This is a genomic window from Planomonospora antibiotica, assembly GCF_014647955.1.
GTDB lineage: Bacteria > Actinomycetota > Actinomycetes > Streptosporangiales > Streptosporangiaceae > Planomonospora > Planomonospora parontospora.
In genome coordinates, this window is sequence record NZ_BMQE01000043.1 from 41363 (window position 1) to 60538 (window position 19176).

The 19176-nt window shown below is 72.7% G+C and carries 19 protein-coding genes and 1 pseudogene; 12 read left to right on the forward strand and 8 right to left on the reverse strand.

Annotated elements, in window-relative coordinates; genetic code table 11:
- Positions 1–80: 80 nt before the first annotated feature.
- A complete protein-coding gene (gene purM / locus IEZ06_RS28415; RefSeq protein WP_068902807.1) occupies positions 81–1106 on the forward strand; it encodes a phosphoribosylformylglycinamidine cyclo-ligase in 1026 nt (341 codons plus the stop codon).
- Positions 1107–1407: 301 nt separating this feature from the next.
- On the opposite strand, the gene IEZ06_RS28420 is transcribed toward purM, so the two are convergent.
- Together IEZ06_RS28420 and IEZ06_RS28425 are read right to left on the reverse strand one after the other, a co-directional pair.
- Positions 1408–1641, reverse strand: a complete 234-nt coding sequence (locus tag IEZ06_RS28420; protein ID WP_068902805.1) for a DUF3073 domain-containing protein — start codon at positions 1639–1641, stop codon at positions 1408–1410.
- Between the two features lie 149 nt (positions 1642–1790).
- Entirely contained in the window at positions 1791–2906 is a 1116-nt protein-coding gene (locus IEZ06_RS28425; RefSeq protein WP_229798812.1) for a Glu/Leu/Phe/Val family dehydrogenase, read from the reverse strand.
- A 213-nt stretch (positions 2907–3119) separates the two neighbouring features.
- Here IEZ06_RS28425 and IEZ06_RS28430 point away from each other — a divergent pair, with 213 nt between their 5' ends.
- Entirely contained in the window at positions 3120–3977 is an 858-nt protein-coding gene (locus IEZ06_RS28430; RefSeq protein WP_189239751.1) for a DUF8083 family protein, read from the forward strand.
- Between the two features lie 319 nt (positions 3978–4296).
- On the forward strand, positions 4297–4500 hold the full coding sequence (gene bldC / locus IEZ06_RS28435) for a developmental transcriptional regulator BldC (protein WP_013133571.1): 204 nt from the start codon (positions 4297–4299) through the stop codon (positions 4498–4500).
- 328 nt (positions 4501–4828) lie between these two features.
- On the opposite strand, the gene IEZ06_RS28440 is transcribed toward bldC, so the two are convergent.
- Positions 4829–5512: a TetR/AcrR family transcriptional regulator gene (locus tag IEZ06_RS28440; RefSeq protein WP_229798814.1), complete on the reverse strand. Its 684-nt coding sequence runs from the start codon at positions 5510–5512 to the stop codon at positions 4829–4831.
- Positions 5513–5669: 157 nt separating this feature from the next.
- Between IEZ06_RS28440 and IEZ06_RS28445 the strand changes: the two genes are divergently transcribed.
- The 4 genes from IEZ06_RS28445 to IEZ06_RS28460 all read left to right on the forward strand — a co-directional run bounded on the left by IEZ06_RS28445 (position 5670) and on the right by IEZ06_RS28460 (position 10136).
- Positions 5670–6755: a LacI family DNA-binding transcriptional regulator gene (locus IEZ06_RS28445; protein WP_203872201.1), complete on the forward strand. Its 1086-nt coding sequence runs from the start codon at positions 5670–5672 to the stop codon at positions 6753–6755.
- Positions 6756–6876: 121 nt separating this feature from the next.
- Positions 6877–7137 carry a hypothetical protein gene (locus IEZ06_RS28450; protein ID WP_189239752.1) on the forward strand — a complete coding sequence of 87 codons (261 nt, stop codon included), beginning with the start codon at positions 6877–6879 and terminating at the stop codon, positions 7135–7137.
- Positions 7138–7374: 237 nt separating this feature from the next.
- Positions 7375–8325 carry an N-acetylmuramoyl-L-alanine amidase gene (locus IEZ06_RS28455; protein ID WP_189239753.1) on the forward strand — a complete coding sequence of 317 codons (951 nt, stop codon included), beginning with the start codon at positions 7375–7377 and terminating at the stop codon, positions 8323–8325.
- Positions 8326–8417: 92 nt separating this feature from the next.
- Entirely contained in the window at positions 8418–10136 is a 1719-nt protein-coding gene (locus tag IEZ06_RS28460) for a beta-N-acetylhexosaminidase (protein WP_189239754.1), read from the forward strand.
- Positions 10137–10307: 171 nt separating this feature from the next.
- Here the strand turns inward: IEZ06_RS28460 and IEZ06_RS28465 are convergent, their stop codons facing one another.
- The 3 genes from IEZ06_RS28465 to IEZ06_RS28475 are packed head-to-tail and all read right to left on the reverse strand — an operon-like array spanning position 10308 to position 12373.
- Positions 10308–10511, reverse strand: a complete 204-nt coding sequence (locus IEZ06_RS28465) for a heavy-metal-associated domain-containing protein (protein ID WP_189239755.1) — start codon at positions 10509–10511, stop codon at positions 10308–10310.
- Positions 10512–10568: 57 nt separating this feature from the next.
- Complete coding sequence (locus IEZ06_RS28470) at positions 10569–11636, reverse strand: quinone-dependent dihydroorotate dehydrogenase (RefSeq protein ID WP_189239756.1); 1068 nt, start codon at positions 11634–11636, stop codon at positions 10569–10571.
- 11 nt (positions 11637–11647) lie between these two features.
- Positions 11648–12373, reverse strand: coding sequence for a GAF and ANTAR domain-containing protein (locus IEZ06_RS28475; protein WP_189239757.1), 726 nt, complete (start codon positions 12371–12373; stop codon positions 11648–11650).
- Positions 12374–12545: 172 nt separating this feature from the next.
- Here IEZ06_RS28475 and IEZ06_RS28480 point away from each other — a divergent pair, with 172 nt between their 5' ends.
- The 3 genes from IEZ06_RS28480 (at position 12546) to IEZ06_RS28490 (ending at position 14672) form a co-directional block, all read left to right on the forward strand.
- Positions 12546–12929 carry a hypothetical protein gene (locus IEZ06_RS28480; protein WP_189239758.1) on the forward strand — a complete coding sequence of 128 codons (384 nt, stop codon included), beginning with the start codon at positions 12546–12548 and terminating at the stop codon, positions 12927–12929.
- A 213-nt stretch (positions 12930–13142) separates the two neighbouring features.
- Positions 13143–13904: a phosphatase PAP2 family protein gene (locus tag IEZ06_RS28485; RefSeq protein ID WP_229798816.1), complete on the forward strand. Its 762-nt coding sequence runs from the start codon at positions 13143–13145 to the stop codon at positions 13902–13904.
- A gap of 51 nt (positions 13905–13955) precedes the next feature.
- Complete coding sequence (locus tag IEZ06_RS28490) at positions 13956–14672, forward strand: phosphatase PAP2 family protein (RefSeq protein WP_189239759.1); 717 nt, start codon at positions 13956–13958, stop codon at positions 14670–14672.
- Here the strand turns inward: IEZ06_RS28490 and IEZ06_RS28495 are convergent.
- Complete coding sequence (locus IEZ06_RS28495) at positions 14650–15153, reverse strand: isochorismatase family protein (protein WP_189239760.1); 504 nt, start codon at positions 15151–15153, stop codon at positions 14650–14652. The two genes, IEZ06_RS28490 and IEZ06_RS28495, sit on opposite strands and share 23 nt — an antisense overlap.
- A 65-nt stretch (positions 15154–15218) precedes the next feature.
- Complete coding sequence (locus tag IEZ06_RS28500; protein ID WP_189239761.1) at positions 15219–16877, reverse strand: methyl-accepting chemotaxis protein; 1659 nt, start codon at positions 16875–16877, stop codon at positions 15219–15221.
- Positions 16878–17204: 327 nt separating this feature from the next.
- On the opposite strand from IEZ06_RS28500, the gene IEZ06_RS28505 reads away from it, so the two are divergent.
- Both IEZ06_RS28505 and IEZ06_RS28510 read left to right on the forward strand, forming a co-directional pair.
- Positions 17205–17855: an O-methyltransferase gene (locus IEZ06_RS28505; RefSeq protein WP_189239762.1), complete on the forward strand. Its 651-nt coding sequence runs from the start codon at positions 17205–17207 to the stop codon at positions 17853–17855.
- Between the two features lie 245 nt (positions 17856–18100).
- Positions 18101–18973, forward strand: a pseudogene (locus IEZ06_RS28510) (ATP-binding cassette domain-containing protein); the annotation flags it as partial.
- Between the last annotated feature and the right edge of the window lie 203 nt (positions 18974–19176).

Sequence of the window (19176 nt, forward strand, 5' to 3'; positions counted from 1 at the left end):
ACGCGGCCGGCCGGGGGGATCGCGTGCGCCCGGGACACCGCCCGCGGCGCCGAGGCCGTACGACCGACGGAGGAGGACGCGTGACCAGTTACGCCGCGGCCGGAGTGGACATCGACGCGGGCGAGCGCGCCGTCGAGCTGATGAAGGCGAAGGTCGCGCGGTCGCGCCGGCCCGAGGTCGTCGACGACGCCAGCGGGTTCGCCGGCCTCTTCGACGCCTCGGCCCTGCTGGGCTACCGCCGCCCGCTGCTGACGACCTCGACCGACGGGGTCGGGACCAAGGTCATGCTGGCCCAGCAGCTGGGCAGGCACGACACGATCGGCATCGACCTGGTCGGCATGGTCGTCGACGACCTGGTGGTCTGCGGCGCCGAGCCGCTGTTCATGACCGACTACATCGCCTGCGGCAAGGTCGTCCCGGAGCGGATCGCCGAGATCGTGGGCGGGGTCGCCGAGGGCTGCCGCCTGGCGGGCGCCGCGCTCGTCGGCGGCGAGACCGCCGAGCACCCGGGGGCCATGGGCGCCGACGAGTACGACCTGGCGGGCGCGGCCACCGGTGTGGTGGAGGCCGACGAGATGCTGGGCCGGGACCGGGTCCGCGAGGGCGACGTGGTGCTGGCGCTGGCCTCGTCCGGCGTGCACTCCAACGGCTACTCGCTGGTCCGGCACATCATCAGGCTCGCCGGGCTCTCGCTGGAGCAGGAGGTCCCGGAGTTCGGCCGGACGCTGGGCGAGGAGCTGCTGGAGCCGACCCGGATCTACTCCCTGGACTGCCTGGCGCTCGCCCGCTCGGTCGAGGTGCACGCCTACGCCCACATCACCGGCGGCGGCCTGGAGGGCAACCTGTCCCGTTCGCTCCCGCCGGAGCTGGACGCCCTGCTGGACCGGTCGTCGTGGACCCCGCCCGCGGTCTTCGACGTGCTCGCGGGACACGGCAAGGTCGCGCAGGCCGACATGGACCGCACCTTCAACCTGGGTGTGGGCATGGCGGCGGTCGTCCCCGCCGAGGCGGTCGACCCGGCCCTGGCGCTGCTGAAGGAGCGGGACCTCCCCGCGTGGGTCCTCGGCGAGATCGTCCCCGGCACCGGCCGGGCCCGCTACCGCTAGGCCGTTCCCGATGCGTCCCGCTCCGGTGGGACCGGGACGCACCGGGCCGACCCGGAAGCGGGGCCTCCCCGGAAGCGGAGGCGGCTTCGGGCTGCCGGTCCCGGCGGCGCCTGCGGGCATGCCGGGAGGCACCGCGGATGCCGGCCGTCCCCGGGCATGCTCAGCGGCGCTCCGGATGCCCGTGTCCGGACGCGCTCCGGATGCCGGAGCGCGTGGCGAGGACCTGGAGACGAGGGCGGATGCGGAAAGAACGCCCGGCGGTGACCGCCGGGCGTTCCCACCCGCTCAGTGTGCGGACCGCCTAGCGGCGGCCGGACGTCCCGTTGTCCCGGTCGTCTCCGGGGTCGAAGTCATCGGCGTAATCGGCATAGCGATCCGCGAGATCATCGTAGGAGTCGTCAGCGTCGTCCTTGTGGACGGAGTCGTCTCTGACTCCGAGCTCGTTGCGAAGACGCTCAAGATCAGTGCCACCGCTGTTGTACTTCAGCTGGCGAGCAACCTTGACCTGCTTGGCCTTTGCTCGGCCGCGCCCCATTGGCTCGACCCCCTCGTGTGGGGTCGTGCCCGACCCCTCGTCGCTAACGCACCACGCACTGACGCCACCTGACTGAGGCGTCAGTTCTCGTTCGACTACAACCGTACCTGTTTTGCGCCCGCCTCGGTACGCCGCGGGGGCATGAGGGGCTAGCGACCTAGCCAAATGCCCCTAATCCGCCCGACTTCCGACATTCTGCGCTCGGCTAGCCTATCTGCTGCGACAGCCGGCGGGACGCCGTCCTCCGCCGCCGTGGTGAAAATCTTGAGAGTCGTAGCGTAGATCTTCTCGGCCTTTGCCCTCGCCCGGTCCATGTCGAACCCCTGGATCTCGTCGGCGACCTGGATGACTCCGCCGGAGTTGACGACGTAGTCGGGCGCGTAGAGGATGCCGCGGTCGGCGAGCTGCTTCTCCACCCCGGGGTGGGCGAGCTGGTTGTTCGCGCCGCCGCAGACGATCGAGGCCCGCAGCCGGGCGACCGTCCCGTCGTCCAGCGCCCCGCCGAGGGCGCACGGCGCGTAGACGTCGATGTCGGCCGCGGTCAGGGCGGCCTGGTCGGCGACGACCTCCACCTGGGGGTGCCTGCGCCGGACGAGCTCGACCGCGCGCTCGCTCACGTCGCAGACCACCACCTCCGCGCCGTCCTCGACGAGGTGGTCGACCAGCCGGTGGCCCACCTTGCCGACTCCCTCGACCCCGACCCGCCTGCCGCGCAGCGACGAGGTGCCGAAGACGTGCTCGGAGGCGGCCCTCATGCCCTGGAAGACGCCGAAGGCGGTCAGGATGGACGAGTCGCCGGCGCCGCCCTGGGCGAGGGTGCGGCCGGTGACGTAGGAGGTCTCGCGCGCGATGAGGTCCATGTCCTCGCTGTAGGTGCCGACGTCGCACGCGGTGAGGTAGCGCCCGCCCAGGGACTGGACGAACCGGCCGTAGGCCCGGAGCATCGCCTCGTTCTTGTCCGTCTCCGGGTCGCCGATGATGACGGCCTTGCCGCCGCCGAGGTCGAGACCCGCCAGGGCGTTCTTGTAGGCCATCGCCCGCGAGAGGTTGAGCACGTCCGCCAGCGCGGCCTGCTCGCTCTCGTAGGGGTAGAAACGGGTCCCGCCGAGGGCCGGGCCCAGGGCGGTGTTGTGGATCGCGATGATCGCGCGCAGGCCGCTGCGCTCGTCGGAGCAGAAGACCACCTGCTCGTGTCCGGCCTGGTCGCTCATCGGGGTGCTCACCGGGCTGCTGTCCTTGTGGGAGAGCCCGAAGACGTCCGTCACGGTGGTGACTCCCGTCGTCCGGTCCGCCGCTCCGTCGCGGCGGAGATCAGACTCAGCGTAACCACAACCCGCCGAGCGTGACGACCGGGAGCCCTTCCCCTCTCACCTGCCGAGACGGCGTGCCGTGCCCGCGCCGGACCGGAACGGGCGGGCGCGGGATCCGGCACGGTCCGGTACCGGACAAGGGCGGGTTCTTCATGGCACGATGCGAGCGTGCTGCCCTATGCCGCGTACCTCCGCGTCTATGAACCTCTGACCGCGTTCAGCCCCGCCGAGCGCGTCTCATGGCAGGCCTACGCCGAAACGCCCGACCGGCCCCGCCGGGCGAGCGCGCTCCACGCCGAGCACGGTGAGGCGGTCACGCGCCTCCTGGGGGTCCCGCCGGCCCCGGCCCCGGTCCACGAGAGCCCCAACGCCTACCTGAGACGCGTGGACGACGTGCTCTACGTCTGCCCGTGGCAGAGCAGGCTGCGCTCGTGGCTGGCGTTCTCGCGCTTCCGGGGGACGACTCCCGTCGCGGTGGCGGAGCGGTTCGTACCGCTGTCGATCGCCGAGCAGACCGCCGACGACTTCGACCGGTTCAAGCGCCGCGGCGGGGCGGCCGCGCTGCGCACCCACATCCGCACCTCGACCTGGCACATCCCGACGTCCTGGTTCCTGCCCTTCGACGGAGGCGAGCGCTGGCTGGCCCTCGACGGGGAGGCCGGAGCCGGGGGCACCACCACCACCCGCAACCTGATCTACGTCACCTCCATGGCGCACGCCCGCCGCCGCGTCGCCCGCGCGCTGCAGATCCTCCGCCGCCAGGTGGGCGACGTCGGCATCACCGAGGAGGTCGAGGACGTGGCCCGCTGGCTGGAGGAGTTCCACCCGCACTCGCTGGTGGAGCTGGACTACGGCGGCATCGTCCACCTGATGGACGACGAGAAGCTCCGGGCCGACCAGTCGGTGGCCGAGCTCGCCGCCGCGCTGACGGGTCTGGACACCGGACAGGAAGAGCTGGCCTTCGCCATGTACCAGCGGGTGATCGCCCGCTGGAGGTCAATACAACTTCTCGAATCAGCAAACTGAGTCGCATATCACCCCTCTGACCTGCATAAGTGGGGCTGTCAACGTCCGGGGACGCATCTGCGAACTGAGTAATTTGCCGTTTTCACTGCGATACCACGAAACGTGTCGCTAGAATCACCGAGCGTGACAACACGGCATGCACAAGAGAGATGAGTCGCCCAAAGACTCGCCAATCGCTCTGTGTGGCTGTATGGTCACATCGGGTGATGCCGCATATGGTCCGAACTGCCGCACGCAAGGGACCATAGGGGGACATCCGTGACAAGCGTCAAGTCGCAGGATCGCTGTCGTCGGTCCACACGGAGGAGAGGCCGCACAAATGTCAGCTCGTACACCTGAGGCCGAGCCGCTGCTCACCCCGGCGGAGGTCGCAACCATGTTCCGCGTCGACCCCAAGACCGTCACACGGTGGGCGAAGGCGGGCAAGTTGACGTCCATCCGCACGCTGGGTGGGCACCGCCGCTACCGGGAGACCGAGGTTCGCGCGCTGCTCGCGGGGATTCCGCAGCAGCGCTCCGAGTAGGGCGGGGGCCGTACTCGGATCCGGGGGGACAACATCGCGCGCTCACCGGGAGTGTGGGCGCGTGGACCGCACAGGCTCTGTGGAGAGCGGCGTCGCCCGCCCGACGCCGCCTCCCCGGTCGACGGTTCTCCGGTCGACGGTTCTCCGGTCGACGGTTCTCCGTAACCGGTGACGCTCCGTAACCAGTTACGCTCTGTCAGTGGGGACGTGCGGGGATCGCTCGCGCTCCGTTCGCCGGCGGCCCGCTCCACCGGTGACGCTCCGCCGGACGGACTTCCGCGGTCGGCGGCACTTCGTTCCCGGTCTCGTCGGCCCTCGCCTGCTCCCGTCAGAGCAGCTGGTCCCGGACCAGGTCCTCGAGGAGCTCCGCGACCTGCGGGTCGTGGTTGGCGGCGACCCCGAGCAGCGCCACCATGTGGTCGACCAGCATGCGCTCCAGCGTGGGCCGCTCGATGTCCCGGTGCTCCAGCCAGTCGAGACCGGCCGTCTCGACCGAGGCGATCCACGAACGCAGCGTGATGCGCAGGGCCGGGCCCGGCTCCTCGACCCTCATCTGCCGCATGATGAGGCGGAGCAGGCGGTGCCGGACACTGTCGACGATCTCGCCGATCTCGCCGCTCCGGTTGGCCGGGCCGCCCTTGAGGAGGGCGGCGAAACCCGCCGCGTGCTCCTCGACGAAGTCGAAGTAACGCTCCAGCCCCAGGGCCAGCTCGTCCATCGGACGGCCGTTCCCCTGGGGGCGCAGCCGCGCCTCCAGCTGCGCGGCGGCGCTCTTCAGCGCGGCGACGTAGAGCTCCTGCTTGCCACCGAAGTAGTGGTAGACCAGGGCGCGCGACGCCCCGGCCGCAGAGGCGACGTCGTCGATGGAGACGTCCTCGGCGTCGTGCCTGCTGAACAGCTCCAGCGCCGCGGCCATGAGCTCCTCGCGGCGCCGGTCCACGCTGAGCCTGCGCCGCGCCGGTCGCGCGTCGCCGGACTTCTCCTGCCTCGCGGCCCCGGATCTCGAACCCACAGTGCGCACACTATCGGAGTGGGAGCGGACGGCGGTCGGGTCAAGATCCGAGTTCTGTCCCGCGGAAGCCGTACCCCATCCGGAACTCGATCGTTTTGAGTGAGAGGGCGTCAGGACACCCTCCGCAGGTGCCCACCCACCATTCCGGGGGAGAGCCATGTCAGGACCGCCGGTCAACACCGCCGTCACCCGAACCCGTGAGTTCGCCGCCGCCGTCCTCCCGGACGGCGGCGGGCCGCGCCCACGTCCCACCATCCGCAACGTCGCCGAACGAGCCGGTGTCTCCAAATCGCTGGTCTCGCTCGTGCTGCGCGGATCACCGCACGTCAGCGAGCACCGCAGGCAGGCCGTGCTGCAGGCCGCCAGGGACCTCGGCTACCGACCCAACGCGGTCGCGCGGAGCCTGGTCGAGGGCCGCACCCACCTGGTCGGGGCCCTCGTCGCCGACCTGCACAACCCCTTCTACGCCGAGTTCCTGGACGGCCTGCAGGAGAGTCTGCACGGCGACGGGCTCCGGCTGCTCATCGGCAACAGCCAGTGGGACCCGGCCTTCGAGGACGAGGCCGTCGAGGCCTTCCTGGAGCTGCGGGTGGACGGGCTCGTCCTGCTCGGCATCCCGCCGACCAGCGAGACGCTCATCGAGGCCACCGGCTACACGCCCATGGTCGTGGTGGGCGAGCACGACATCGACCTCGGCGGTGTGGACGTCGTCGTGGACGACGACCGGCTGGGCGCGCGTCTGGCCATCGACCACCTCGTGGAGCTGGGCCACCGCCGGATCGCTCACATCGAGGGGACCCGGTCCTCCTCCGGCCGGTCCCGGTGCGAGGGCTACCTGGTGGCGATGCGCCGGCACGCGCTGGCGCCGTACATCATGGTCGAGCAGGGCGACCCCACCGAGGAGGGCGGCGCCCGGGCGGCGCGGAGCCTGCTGACCCGCGACCCCCGGCCCACCGCGGTCTTCGCCGCCAACGACATGGTGGCCATGGGCGTGCTCGCCGCCGCGGCCGAACTCGGGCTGCGGGTCCCCGAGGACCTGTCCGTCGTCGGATACGACAACACCCACCTGGCAGGCGTGCCCGCGATCTCCCTCACCACCGTCGACCAGCCCCGCCGGGCCATGGGCCGCTCGGCCGCGGCACTGCTCAGCGACCGCATCGGCGACCCGCGGAAGGCGTCCCGCCTGCGGCAGGTCACCCCCGAACTCGTCGTACGGCGCAGCACGGGCCCCGCGGGGGCGTAGGCGCCCGCCTGGAGGGGTTCCGACAGGGTCACCCCGTTTCCAGGCGGGCACCAAGGCTGGGCAAACCCCCGGAGCCGCCGCGAGTCCCTGGTGTTGACTCTGGCGTGACAAGGGGGTAACTATGCGTGATCCAGAACTGGTGTCATGCGCCCAGCGCGCCGCCTCCGAACTGGAGCGGGCGTGGGCGCAGTGGCGGAGCGCCCGCGGTCGCGGCGCCGAGGCCGAGGCCGTCGCCGCGGCGGGTTCCGTGGCCAGCTACGTCGCCCATTCGATCGACCATCCCTGGGGGCGGCCGCGCGTGGTGCTGGGTGTGGACGCCGAGGAGGCGCAGGAGCTCGCCGCGCTCCTGCAGCGGCAGGAGACCGGCGAGCACGCCTGGTGATCACGGCCGGAGGTCACGCCCGCCGACCGGGTCGGCGACCGTCCGGTGATCGCACCCGGAACCGCTCCGGCAGCCGGCCGATGACCGCGCCCTGCGACCGCGTCCGGGGCCGCGCCAGGCGGCCGGGTCCGGCGGGTCCGTGACCGCCTGACGGCCCCGTCCGACGCCGACGGGCGCCGATCACGGTGCCGGGCCGCGTAAGTTGGGGTGCCGACGGTTCCGCGCGAAGGGAAGAACGTGACCAGCAGAGCACTCGCGGCAGCCCTCGTCCTGTGCGGTCTGGGCGTCGCCGCCTGCGGCGGCGCCCCGGACGACGGCGCGGCGGGCCCGGCGAGCCCCGGACCCGCCACGAGCCCGGCGGACCCCGGCGCCTCCGCGCCCGCCGGCTCACCGGACTCCGACCCGCCGGCCCCTCCCGCGGAGGAGGGCACCGCGCCCCCCTCCGGCGAGACCGCCGCGTCTCCCTCCGGTGAGACCACCGCGACCTCCGACTCGACGACCCCCGCGCCGGGCGGGAGCGCCGCGGTCAAGCCGCTGCGCGGCAAGGTCGTGGTCATCGACCCCGGCCACAACGGGCACAACTACCGCAACCCGTCGGCGATCAACCGGCAGGTCGACGTCCTGACCCACAAGAAGGCCTGCGACACCACCGGGACCGCCACCGACGACGGCTACGCCGAGGCGGCCTTCACCTGGGACGTGTCCCGGCGGCTGAAGGCGCTCCTGGAGTCCAGGGGCGCCACGGTGAAGCTGACCCGCCCGAACAACACGGGCGTCGGCCCGTGCATCACCGAGCGGGCGGCCATCGGCAACCGGGCCCGGGCGGACGCGGCCGTCTCGGTGCACGCCGACGGGGCCCGCGCCACCGACCGCGGCTTCCACGTGATCATCCCGAAGAAGATCAACGGGCCGGTGGACCCGGTCGTGGACGACTCCGAGAAGCTCGGCCGCGCCGTGCGGAACGCCTTCAGGAGCGGCACCGGCCTGCCGTACTCCACCTACATCGGGCGCAACGCACTGAGCTTCCGCAACGACCTCGGCGGGCTGAACCTCTCCAGGGTCCCCAAGGTCTTCATCGAGTGCGGGAACATGCGCAACGCCGGTGAGGCACGGAAGTTCAGGAACGCGCAGTTCCGGGAGAGGATCGCGCTCTCCCTCGCCAACGGGCTGCAGGACTACCTCACGTAGGCGCCGATCGCGCCGGCCGGACCCGGTCCGCCCTGCAGAACATCCGGAAAGTTTCCTTCCTATTTCCTCGCGGGTTCGGCATGATCGGGGCCATGACCGACCTGCTTCCCCGTCCCGTGTCCGCCGAGTACGGCCCCGGCTCCTTCGACCTGTCCCCCGGTGACCCGATCTGCGGTCCCGCCGACCTGGTGGACGCCGTACGGCGGGCCCTCCCGGCACTGGACCTGCGCCCCGCCGGGGACGGCACGGGGCCGGCGGGGCGGGGAGCGCCGCCGGAGGCGGACGGCCCGGCGGCCGGGGAGACGGGCACGGTGCCCGACGCTGCGGTCGCGGTCGAGCGGGACGCCTCGCTGGGGCCCGAGGCCTACCGGCTGGAGGTGTCGGCCCGGGGCGTGCGGATCGCGGCGGCCGGGGAGACGGGGGCGTTCTACGCCGCGCAGACCCTGCGCCAGCTCCTGCCCGACACCGCCTTCCGCACCGTCCGGGCCGGCGGGAGCGTCCCGGCGGTGCGGATCGCGGACGCGCCGAGGTTCTCCTGGCGCGGCGCGCACCTGGACGTGGCCCGGCACTTCCTGCCGAAGCGGGAGGTGCTGCGGATGATCGACCTCATGGCGGCGCACAAGCTGAACCGGCTCCACCTGCACCTGGTGGACGACCAGGGGTGGCGGGTCGAGAGCCGGGCGTACCCCCGGCTGCACGAGGTGGCCTCGCACCGGCCGCGGACGGTGACCAGCTACTACCGCGAGGAGGAGACCTTCGACGACGTCCCGCACGGCGGGTACTACACGCTGGAGGACCTGGCCGAGATCGCCGCCTACGCGCGGGACCGGGCCGTGACGGTCGTCCCGGAGATCGACGTGCCGGGGCACGCCTCGGCGATCCTCGCCGCCCACCCCGAACTCGACGCGCGGGCCGCGGACGGGCGGACGCCGGAGCCGTTCGGGGTGCTGGAGCGGTGGGGCATCTCCCCCGCCATCCTCTCCCCGCTGCCGCCGACGATCGACTTCCTGGCCGTCGTCCTCGACGAGCTGCTCGGCGCGCTGGGCGAGACCCCGTACGTGCACATCGGCGGGGACGAGTGCGTGCTCGACGACTGGGCGGCCTCGGCGGAGATCACCGCGTTCCAGGCGGAGCTGGGGCTCTCCGGCCCCGGCGAGCTGCACGCGTGGTTCCTGCGGCGGCTCGCGGACGTGCTGGCGGAGCGGGGCAGCCGGGCGGTGGTCTGGGACGAGGCGTTCGTCAGCGGCGCGCTCCGGCCCGACACGGTCGTGATGCCCTGGCGCGGTCCCGGGGTGGCCCGCAGCGCCGCCGCGGCCGGGCACGACGTGGTGCAGACGCCGATCTTCCCGCTCTACTTCGACTACGCGGAGGCGTCGTCGGAGGACGAGCCCGTCGCCATCGGGGACGCGATCACGGTGGCGGACGTGGCGGGGTTCGCCCCGGCGCCGGAGTCGTGGGGGCTCGAGGAGGCCGGGCGGGTGCTGGGAGCGCAGTTCCAGCTGTGGAGCGAGCGCCTGCCCGACGGGCGGGCCGTCGACTACCGGGCGTGGCCTCGGGGGTGTGCGCTGGCGGAGGTCGCCTGGTCGGGATCGGCCGACTCCTCGTTCGGCGCCCGGCTGGAGCGGCACCTCGGGCGGCTGGACGCGCTGGGCGTGGAGTACAGGCCGCTCTCCGGTCCGCGCCCCTGGCAGCGGGGCGGGACCGGGTGGCGCCGCCACCGGCCGGGCGTCGTCAGGGTGGAGGAGGCCATGAAGCACGTGGAGGAGCTGACCCGCAGCGCCGACTCCACCCGGCCCAGCACGAGCCTCTGACCGCACTCTCCACCATCTCCGCCGGGCGCGGCGGCCGCGCCGGGCGGAGAGGGCGGATGACGCCCCCGGCCCCGGCGGCAGGACGCCGCCGGGGCCGGAGCCGGGGCACGGGCGTTGCGGCGGCGCGGACCGTACGGACGCCGCCGGGCCGGGACGCGGGCCGTACGGCCGTCAGCCGGCCACCTCGTAGCCGGCCTCCTTGATCGCGGCGCGGACGGCCCCGTCGTCGAGGGGGTCGGCGGTGACGTCCACCCGGCCGGACTCCAGGTCGACCTCGACCGCGGTGACGCCGGGGACCCCGCCGACCTCCTCCTTGACCGAGCTCACGCAGTGCCCGCAGGTCATGCCGGTGACGGTGTAGGTGGCGACGCTCATGATGCCTCCGATCTCGATGATCTCAGTGATCTCGATAGTACCCCCCCAGGGTACCAATCAGCCCGCGGTGCGGCCGATGATCTCCCGCAGATCGGAGACGCGGTGCCGGCGCATGCGGCGGGCGAGCCCCCGGTGGATGCGGTACGCCCACAGCGGCCCGTGGTAGATCAGGCCGGTGTAGCCCTGGACCAGGGTCGCTCCGGCGAGCAGGCGCTCCCAGACGTCGTCGACGTCCTCGACGCCACCGACCGAGACGAGCGTGAGCCGGTCCCCGACGCGCGCGCGCAGCCTGCGCAGCACCGCCAGCGACCGGACCTTCAGCGGGCGGCCGGACAGGCCGCCGGCCTCGGTGCTGGAGACGCCCTCGCGCCCGATCGTGGTGTTGGTCGCGATGATGCCGTCGAGCCCCAGTTCCAGGGCCAGGTCGGCGACCGCGTCCACGTCCTCGTCGGCCAGATCAGGAGCGATCTTGACGAGCAGCGGGGTGCGCTTCGGGGTGCCGTCCGCGACCTCCTTGACCGCCGAGAGCAGCGGGCGCAGCAGCTCGACGGCCTGGAGGTTCCGCAGGCCGGGGGTGTTGGGCGAGCTGACGTTGACGACCAGGTAGTCGGCGAGCGGGGCCAGCTCCTTCGCACTCGCCACGTAGTCGGCCGCGGCCTCCGCCTCGGGCACGACCTTGGTCTTGCCGATGTTGACCCCGACGACCGCCGGGACGCCGCGCGTCCGGCCCAGCGCCCTGGCCGCGGCGCCCGCGCCCGCGTTGTTGAAGCCCATCCGGTTGATGACCGCCCGCTCCCGGGGCAGCCGGAACAACCGGGGTCTGGCGTTGCCCGGCTGGGCGTGCGCGGTGATCGTGCCCACCTCGACGTGGCCGAAGCCGAGCGCGGACATGGCCTCCACGCACCCGGCGTCCTTGTCGAAACCGGCCGCCAGGCCGAAGGGGCCGGGGAAGTGCACGCCGAACGCCTGCACCCGGAGCGCCGGGTCGCGCGGGGCGAGGCGGCGGTGGACCGCCTTCTTCACCACCGGCGCCGTGGAGAGGAGGCGGAGCGCGCCGACCGTCAGATGATGCGCATCCTCCGGGTCGACACGGCTGAGCAGCTGGGTGAAAAGGAATCGATACATCACCGGTCAGGTTAGTCCCCCGGCCTGGCGCCGCCCGCGCCGACCGCCCCCTCGCCGAGCACCTCGGCCGCCAGGTCGGCGACCTTGCGCCGGCTGTCCCTGGCCTGCTTGCGCAGCCCGGTGAACGCCTGGGCGGCGGTGAGGTCGTGCTTGCCCATCAGGTAGCCGATGGCGCGCTCGATGAGGATCCGGTAGTCCAGGGCGTACTGGAGCTGGCCGGCCAGGACGCTCTTCTCCTCGGCCGCCGTCGCGGCGATGAGCAGCTGCTCGATCACGTCGGCGTAGGCGTGCAGGGTCTGGACGTCGGCCTCGGTCCACGCGTAGGGAGTGGACTGGTAGGCGTTCAGCGTGCCCACCGGCCGGCCGCCGAGCCGTACGGGCACGCCGGCGACCGCCCGCACGCCGGGGTGGAGCCGTGCGGCCAGTTCCGGCCAGCGCGGGTCCGCGCGCACGTCGGCGCAGGTGACCGCCGTGTCCTGCTCGTAGGCGGACACGCAAGGGCCCCGGCCGAGGTGGAGCTGGGCTCCTTCCAGGCTGCGCCCGGGGTCGTCGGTGGCGACCAGGTAGCGAAGCTCCTTGCCCTCCTCGGCGAACATCAGGCCCGCGCCCGAGTAACCGAGCAGCGCGTCCACGACCTCGACGGCCCGCTCGAGCTGCTGGACGATCCCCGTCTCGGGGGCCTCCGTCCGGATCCGACGCAGACTCGCGACCAACGCTTCCGGGTCCAGATATGACATGTGCGCAATGCCTTTCGCCACGACGTCCCGCCACCTGACTCGGAACCCCGGCTGCCCAGAAACGGAGGATTCATGGGCGGGAATCCGCGGAGTCGCGGAGCCGCGGAGCCGCGACCACCGGCGTCAACGCGACGTCAAGAATTCGTCAAGCGAAGATCGGCAGGCTGTCCGCATGAGCATTCCTTCACGTCCCACCGCCGTCCGCCGCCGCCGCACCCTGGCACACGTCGTACTGCGCGACCTGGCGGAGACCGGGCACACCACCGTCCCGCCGTGGTGGGAGGCCGAGATCGAGCGCGAGTTCGGCGGGCTGGACGGGTTCCTGGCCGAGCTGAGCCGCCAGTGGTGGGCGGCCTACGCCGTGCACCTGGACGCGCTGATCGAACTCGGCGCGGGCGACCCCGGGCAGGCGTGGGCCGACGTGGCGGAGCAGCTGCCGTACCTGCGGCGCGTGCTCGACGCCTACGCCGGAGAGCCCGCCCTCGCCGAGGCCGAGCGGCGCCACTGCGACGTGCTGCGCTGGACCGCCCGCCGCGAGGCCCGGCACGCCGCCTGAGCCGACCACCGGCAGGTACGGCACACCGCCCGGGCCGACGACCGGTACGGCACGCCGCCTGAGCCGACCACCGGCAGGTACGGCACACCGCCCGGGCCGACCGCCGGGCGGTACGGCGGCGGGGCCGCCCGGCGGAGGGCGCGACACGCCGTCCCGCCCGGGATTGCGCTCCCGTTCCGCGCATGGACGCGTCTGACCGGGTAGCCATTGACGATGGTCGGTTTCCTTGAACGCCAGGACTCGGATCGCCGTCTGGGCATGCGGCTCACCTTCGCGGTGGCGGCCGTGGCGCTGTTCTCGGCGCCGTTCGTGCTGCTGCTGGCGCTGGTGGTCTCGTCGTTCTCGCCGCTGAACGACTTCGACCAGCGGATGGCCGAGCGGGCGCACGAACACACGCTCTCCCAGCCCGGCTACGGGGACTTCCTCAACGTGGCGACCGAGGTCTTCGGCCCGGTGACGTGGCGCGTCCTGATGGTGCTGGCCGCGATCTGGCTCTGGCGCCGGGGACGGCGGCGCCTGGCCGCCTGGACGATCGTCACGATCACCGTCAGCGGTCTGCTGAACCTGGCGGTCAAGGAGCTCGTGGACCGGGCCCGGCCGGTGCTGCCCGACCCGATCTCCTGGGCGCCCGGCGCATCCTTCCCCTCCGGCCACGCGATGGCCGCGGCGACGGGGGCGAGCATGGCCGTGCTCCTCCTGCTCCCCTTCCTGCGGAGCCGGGCCGCGCATCTGGCCGCCTGGGGCTGCGCCGCGGTCGTCACCGCGTTCGTCGCCTACAGCCGGGTGGCGCTCGGCGTGCACTGGGTCAGCGACGTGGTGGCGGGCGTCACCCTGGGGCTCGCGACCGTGGCGGCGACGGCCGCGGGGTACGAGGCCTGGCGGCGCGACGAGGGCCGCAGGCCCGCGGTGCCGTACGAGGAGGGCGTGGAACCGGAGATGGAGGAGGACGGCGCCGGAGATCCGGGCCGCACGTGAACACCTCCCCTTGGGCGTTCCTTTGACCGTTTTCGGGGTAGCTCGCGTCTCATGTCGAAACCGCCGATCGATCTCCGGGACGCCCTGCGGCTCATCCTGCTCCCGTTGTCCGTCATGGCCGTTCTGACGATCGGCGTCGGACTGCTGATCACCAAGGTGCTGGAGCCGACGACCATCGGCGCGAACGACCGCGGGGTCAACGAGGAACTGGCCCGGGAGCGGACGACCTTCTGGAGCGACGTCACCGACGTGCTCTCCGGCCTGTCGGACACCCCGGTGATCGTCGGCGCCACCGCCGTGCTCCTGATCGTGTTCCGGCTGGTCTTCAAGCGCTGGAACGAGTCGCTCTTCCTGGTGACGGCCGTCTGGTCGCAGTCGCTGATCTTCCTGCTCTCCACCGTCCTGGCGGAGCGCAAGCGGCCCGCGGTCCAGCATCTGGACCCCGCGCCGCCCACCTCCAGCTTCCCCTCGGGGCACACCAGCGCGGCGGTCGCCTTCTACTGCGGCGTCGCACTGGTGCTCACCCTGCACACCCACCGCCACAAGATCTTGAACGTGCTGTGGTGGCTGGTCGGCCTGGGCGTCCCGCTCGGGATCGCCTACTCCCGGATGTATCGCGGCATGCACCACCTGAGCGACGTGAGCTGGGGCTTCCTGCTCGGCCTGGTCTGCGTCGCGGTGGCCGCCAACGCGCTGCTCCTGCGTCCGCGACGCCGGGAGAGGGACGGGAAGGGCCCCGAAGGACTCAGAACAGCTCGTACGGCGTAGCCACCTTGGCTCCCGCCGCGGTCAGCTCCTCCTCCACCCTCCGGGAGACGGCCGCGGCGGGCTCGTCGCCGTCGTAGGTCGCATGGGCCCCGCGGACGAGCGTGACGGCGTGCCCGCGCGCCAGTGCCGCCAGAGAGGTCTCCCGGACGCACCACTCGCTCTGCATCCCGGCCACCACGACCGAGGCCACCGGCGGGAGCACCCAGGCGAGGTCGGTCCCGTCGAACGCGTCCGGGACGTGCTTGTCGATCACCTGCTCTCCGGGCAGCACCTCGTGGACCAGCTCCCAGCCCGGCGTCCCCGGGAGGTCGGGATCGCCCTCGGAGCCGTTGTTGCGCACGAAGACCACGGGGGCCCCGGCGGCGCGGGCGCGCTCCAGCAGCACGGTGATCGCGTCCGCGACCGCCTCCGCTTCGGGCACCGGCGCGGGAGGCCGGAGCATGTTGCGCTGAGCGTCGATCACGAGAAGCACCTGGTTCACATGAGAACTCTAGTTCGAAACACCGGCGGAGGGAAGCGTTTCCGCAGGGCTCGGAGCGGAGCGTGTCAGCGCAGCCGGAAGCCGGCCACCAGTCCGCGCAGCTCACCCGACATCCGGGACAGGTCGGCGGCGGCCCGCTGGGCCTGGCCGATGCCGTCGCTGGTGGCCTGGGCCGCGGCGGCGATGTCGGCGATGCTCATCGCGATCTCGGTGCTGCCGCCGGCCGCCTCGGCGATGTTGCGGCTGATCTCCGTCGTGGTGGCGGACTGCTCCTCGACCGCGTCGGCGATGCTGGCCTGGTAGTCGTTCACCTGCTCGATGACCGAGCCCACCGCGCTGATCGCGCCGACCGCGACCGAGGTGCCCGTCTGGATGGCCTGCACCCGGTCGCCGATGTCGTCGGTGGCCTGGCCGGTCTGCTGGGCCAGGTCCTTGACCTCCCCGGCGACCACCGCGAAGCCCTTGCCCGACTCGCCCGCGCGCGCCGCCTCGATCGTGGCGTTGAGCGCCAGCAGGTTGGTCTGCTCGGCGATGGCCGTGATCATCTTGACCACGTTGCCGATCTCGTTGCTCGCCTCGCCGAGCCGCTCGATGGTCGCGTTGGCCTCCTCCGCCTCCCGCGCCGCGGTCGTCGCGACCCGGGCCGCCTCCGCCGCGCTGCTCGCGATCTCCCGGATCCCGGCGCCCATCTGCTCGGTGCCGCCGGCGACGCTCTGCACGTTCTGGGAGACCCGCTCGGCGGTGGCGGAGACGGCGCTGGCCTGCGCGCTGGTCTGCTCCGCGCTCGCCGCGATCCGGCCGCTGACGTCCGACAGCTCGTCCGCCGTGGCGGCCAGTTCGTCCGCACTGCGCGTCATCGCCTCGACCGAGGCGCGGACGCCGCTCATGGCCTCGCCCAAAGCGGCGGCCATCCGCCCCACCTCGTCGCGGCTGTGGACCTCGGCCTTCGCCGTCAGGTCGCCCCGGCCGAGCGCCGACAGCACGGCCGACACCCGGGCCAGCGGCCGCACGATCGACCGCGACACGAGCAGCGCCAGGCCGATCGCGGCCAGCGAGCCGACGACCAGGAAGACGATCAGCAGGGTCCGGCTGCTCTCGTAGGCGTCGATCGTCGCGGCGTGGTCCGCCTTGGCGGCCTCCGCCTCGATCCGCTCCAGCTCCTCCAGCCCCTCGACCGCCGCGGAGATCAGCGGCTGGCCGGTGGACTCCATCATCCGGTCGACGCCGTGCACGTCGCGGTCGAGGGCCAGCGGGAGGACCTGCCCGTCACGGACCTCGATCCAGCGCGCCCAGTTGTCCTCGAAGACGGCGAGGGGCTCCTCGCCGCCCTCCGGGACGTACTCCTTGAACTTCTCCAGACCCTGGGCGATCTGCTCGTCGCTCTCGCGCAGGGATTCCTGGTACTCTCGCGCCGAGGCGTCGTCCGGCGCCATGGCGATCCGCAGGACGTCCAGCCGCGACTTGACCTCCGAGTGGTGGACCAGCGACAGCCCCGTGAGCGGCACGACGTTGTTGTTGTAGAGGTGGTCGACCCGCTCGCTCATCGAGGCCATGCCCGTCAGGGCGACCGATGAGGTGGCCAGGCTCACTCCGGCCACGAGAAGCAGACTGGACAGGATCTTCTTCCGGACGCCGAGGTCGGCGAGCCGACCGGCGATGGAGCTGCGGCGTCCGCGGGACGCGCTCTCGGCGGGTACGGCCCGCGGTTCCGTCGTGGATGGCATGAGGAGATCTCCCGATCCGTCAGAGGAGGACCCCGGCCGCGTCGTCGGCTGCTTCTCCCAGTGATTCGGGGGTCGCGCAGGTCAAGGGATCGGCACCGGAGCCGGGGACATGAGTCCTGCCCGGAGTGCCGTGCCTCACAGCGGACCGGGATGTTCCGGGCCTTCCTCCGGACCGGTTCCCGCACGGCACTTATCCGCTTGCCAAAGCCCTCGGCGGCGGGGAACGCTTGCCGGGGCCCGTCGATCGACGATCATCATCCGGACGGCCGCCGCCGCGACCGGGCGGCATCCTCCGTCCGGCACACGACACCGAGGAGTGGACAGGACATGGACATCATCGACCCCGGGGTGAGCGACTACCTGCTCTCCCACTGCACCCCCGCCGACGACCTGCTCCGCGAGCTGGCGGCCGAGACCCGGGAGGCGTTCCCCCACGACATCGCGGGCATGCAGATCTCCCACGACGAGGGCGCGCTCCTCACCATGCTGGTCCGGCTCACGGGCGCGCGGCAGGCCGTCGAGGTGGGGGTGTTCACCGGCTACTCGTCGGTCTGCATCGCCCGGGGCCTGCCCGCGGACGGCCGCCTGCTCGCGTGCGACGTCAGCGACGAGTGGACCTCGATCGCCCGGCGCTACTGGGAGCGGGCCGGCCTCGCCGACCGGATCGACCTGCGGATCGCCCCCGCGATCGAGACGCTCCGCGCGCTGCCCGCCGAGCCGTACATCGACTTCGCGTTCGTCGACGCCGACAAGGTCGGCTATCCCCTCTACTACGAGGAGCTGGTCCCCCGGCTCCGTCCGGGCGGGCTGATCGTCCTGGACAACGTGCTGCGGGCGGGCCGCGTGCTCGACCCGGCCTGCGAGGACGAGGCCGACGTGGCCATGCGCCGGATGAACGAGACCGTCGTCGCGGACGACCGCGTCGACTCGGTGATGCTGCCCGTGCGCGACGGCGTCACCCTCGCCCGCAGGCGCTGACCCGGCCGGCGCGGACGGTCCCGGCCGGCGCGGACGGTCCCGGCCGACGCGGACGGTCCCGGCCGACGCGGACGGTCCCGGCCGGCGCGGACGCCGTGAACATCCTGTGAGATCGGCGCCGCCGGGCCCGCGATCCGGCCCGCGCGCCGCCGCGGCGCCCGATGCGGCCCGGGATCTCACAGAGGGCTCACAGAACCTCTCCGGAACCGCCCGGCCGCCCGGCCGCCCGGCCCAGGATTCGTCGCATGATCGAGTTACGGCGGTTGACCAAACGCCACGGCCGGACCACGGCGGTGGACGACCTGAGCTTCGACGTCAGACCGGGCGCGGTCACCGGTTTCCTCGGCCCGAACGGCGCGGGCAAGACCACCACGATGCGGATGATCCTGGGCCTGGACGCGCCGACGAGCGGCACGGCGACGATCCGCGGACGCCGGTACGCCGACCTTCCCTTCCCGATGCGGGAGGTCGGCGCGCTACTGGACGCCCGCGCCGCGCACCCGAACCGGAGCGTGCTCGCCCACCTGCTGTCCCTGGCGCAGAGCAACGGCATCGCGCGGAGCCGGGTCGACGAGATGCTCGGGATCGTCGGCCTCTCCGGGATCTCCGGTCGGCGGGCGGGCGGGCTGTCCCTGGGCATGAGCCAGCGGCTCGGCATCGCCGCGGCCCTGCTCGGCGACCCGGCGGTGCTGGTCTTCGACGAGCCGGTCAACGGGCTCGACCCGGAGGGCGTCGTGTGGATCCGCACCCTCATGCGCGGCCTCGCCGCGGAGGGCCGGACGGTGCTGGTCTCCAGCCATCTGATGAGCGAGACGGCGCTGACCGCCGACCACCTGGTCGTCATCGGCCGGGGTCGGCTGCTCGCCGACTCCGGGCTGGACGCGTTCGTCCGCGCGAACTCGCGGGAGAGCGTCCTGGTGCGCACCCCGGAAGCAGAGGAGCTCGCCCACCGGCTGCGCGACGCCGGGGGGACCGTACGGCCCGGCGGCGCGGGGCAGGCGGACGCCCTGGTGGTGACGGGGATGGAGAGCGCGGTGATCGGGAAGGTCGCGATGGCGCACGGGGTGGTGCTGCACGAGCTGACCCCGCACCGGACCTCCCTGGAGGAGGCGTACGTGACTCCTCCGCTCCCTGAAGGGAGCGGCTTCTCGCTAAGCCGCTTGCGCAGCCTCACGAAGGGCAAGCCCTGCCCTGAGGATGTTGATCGCCGCATTGACGTCGGCGTGCGCTTCATGCCCGCACGCCGTACAGGCGAACGCGGCCTGGGTGAGGCGGTTCTCCGTCGCGCAGTGCCCGCAGCGCGAGCACGCGCGGGAGGTGT

What these genes read in the sequence shown, in the direction of transcription:
- IEZ06_RS28420 (WP_068902805.1), bottom strand. Translation starts at nt 1,641, where the DNA reads ATGGGGCGCGGCCGAGCAAAGGCCAAGCAGGTCAAGGTTGCTCGCCAG.
- bldC (WP_013133571.1), top strand. Translation starts at nt 4,297, where the DNA reads ATGTCAGCTCGTACACCTGAGGCCGAGCCGCTGCTCACCCCGGCGGAG.
- IEZ06_RS28445 (WP_203872201.1), top strand. Translation starts at nt 5,670, where the DNA reads ATGTCAGGACCGCCGGTCAACACCGCCGTCACCCGAACCCGTGAGTTC.
- IEZ06_RS28450 (WP_189239752.1), top strand. Translation starts at nt 6,877, where the DNA reads ATGCGTGATCCAGAACTGGTGTCATGCGCCCAGCGCGCCGCCTCCGAA.
- IEZ06_RS28460 (WP_189239754.1), top strand. Translation starts at nt 8,418, where the DNA reads ATGACCGACCTGCTTCCCCGTCCCGTGTCCGCCGAGTACGGCCCCGGC.
- IEZ06_RS28465 (WP_189239755.1), bottom strand. Translation starts at nt 10,511, where the DNA reads ATGAGCGTCGCCACCTACACCGTCACCGGCATGACCTGCGGGCACTGC.
- IEZ06_RS28470 (WP_189239756.1), bottom strand. Translation starts at nt 11,636, where the DNA reads ATGTATCGATTCCTTTTCACCCAGCTGCTCAGCCGTGTCGACCCGGAG.
- IEZ06_RS28475 (WP_189239757.1), bottom strand. Translation starts at nt 12,373, where the DNA reads ATGTCATATCTGGACCCGGAAGCGTTGGTCGCGAGTCTGCGTCGGATC.
- IEZ06_RS28480 (WP_189239758.1), top strand. Translation starts at nt 12,546, where the DNA reads ATGAGCATTCCTTCACGTCCCACCGCCGTCCGCCGCCGCCGCACCCTG.
- IEZ06_RS28485 (WP_229798816.1), top strand. Translation starts at nt 13,143, where the DNA reads ATGGTCGGTTTCCTTGAACGCCAGGACTCGGATCGCCGTCTGGGCATG.
- IEZ06_RS28490 (WP_189239759.1), top strand. Translation starts at nt 13,956, where the DNA reads ATGTCGAAACCGCCGATCGATCTCCGGGACGCCCTGCGGCTCATCCTG.
- IEZ06_RS28500 (WP_189239761.1), bottom strand. Translation starts at nt 16,877, where the DNA reads ATGCCATCCACGACGGAACCGCGGGCCGTACCCGCCGAGAGCGCGTCC.
- IEZ06_RS28505 (WP_189239762.1), top strand. Translation starts at nt 17,205, where the DNA reads ATGGACATCATCGACCCCGGGGTGAGCGACTACCTGCTCTCCCACTGC.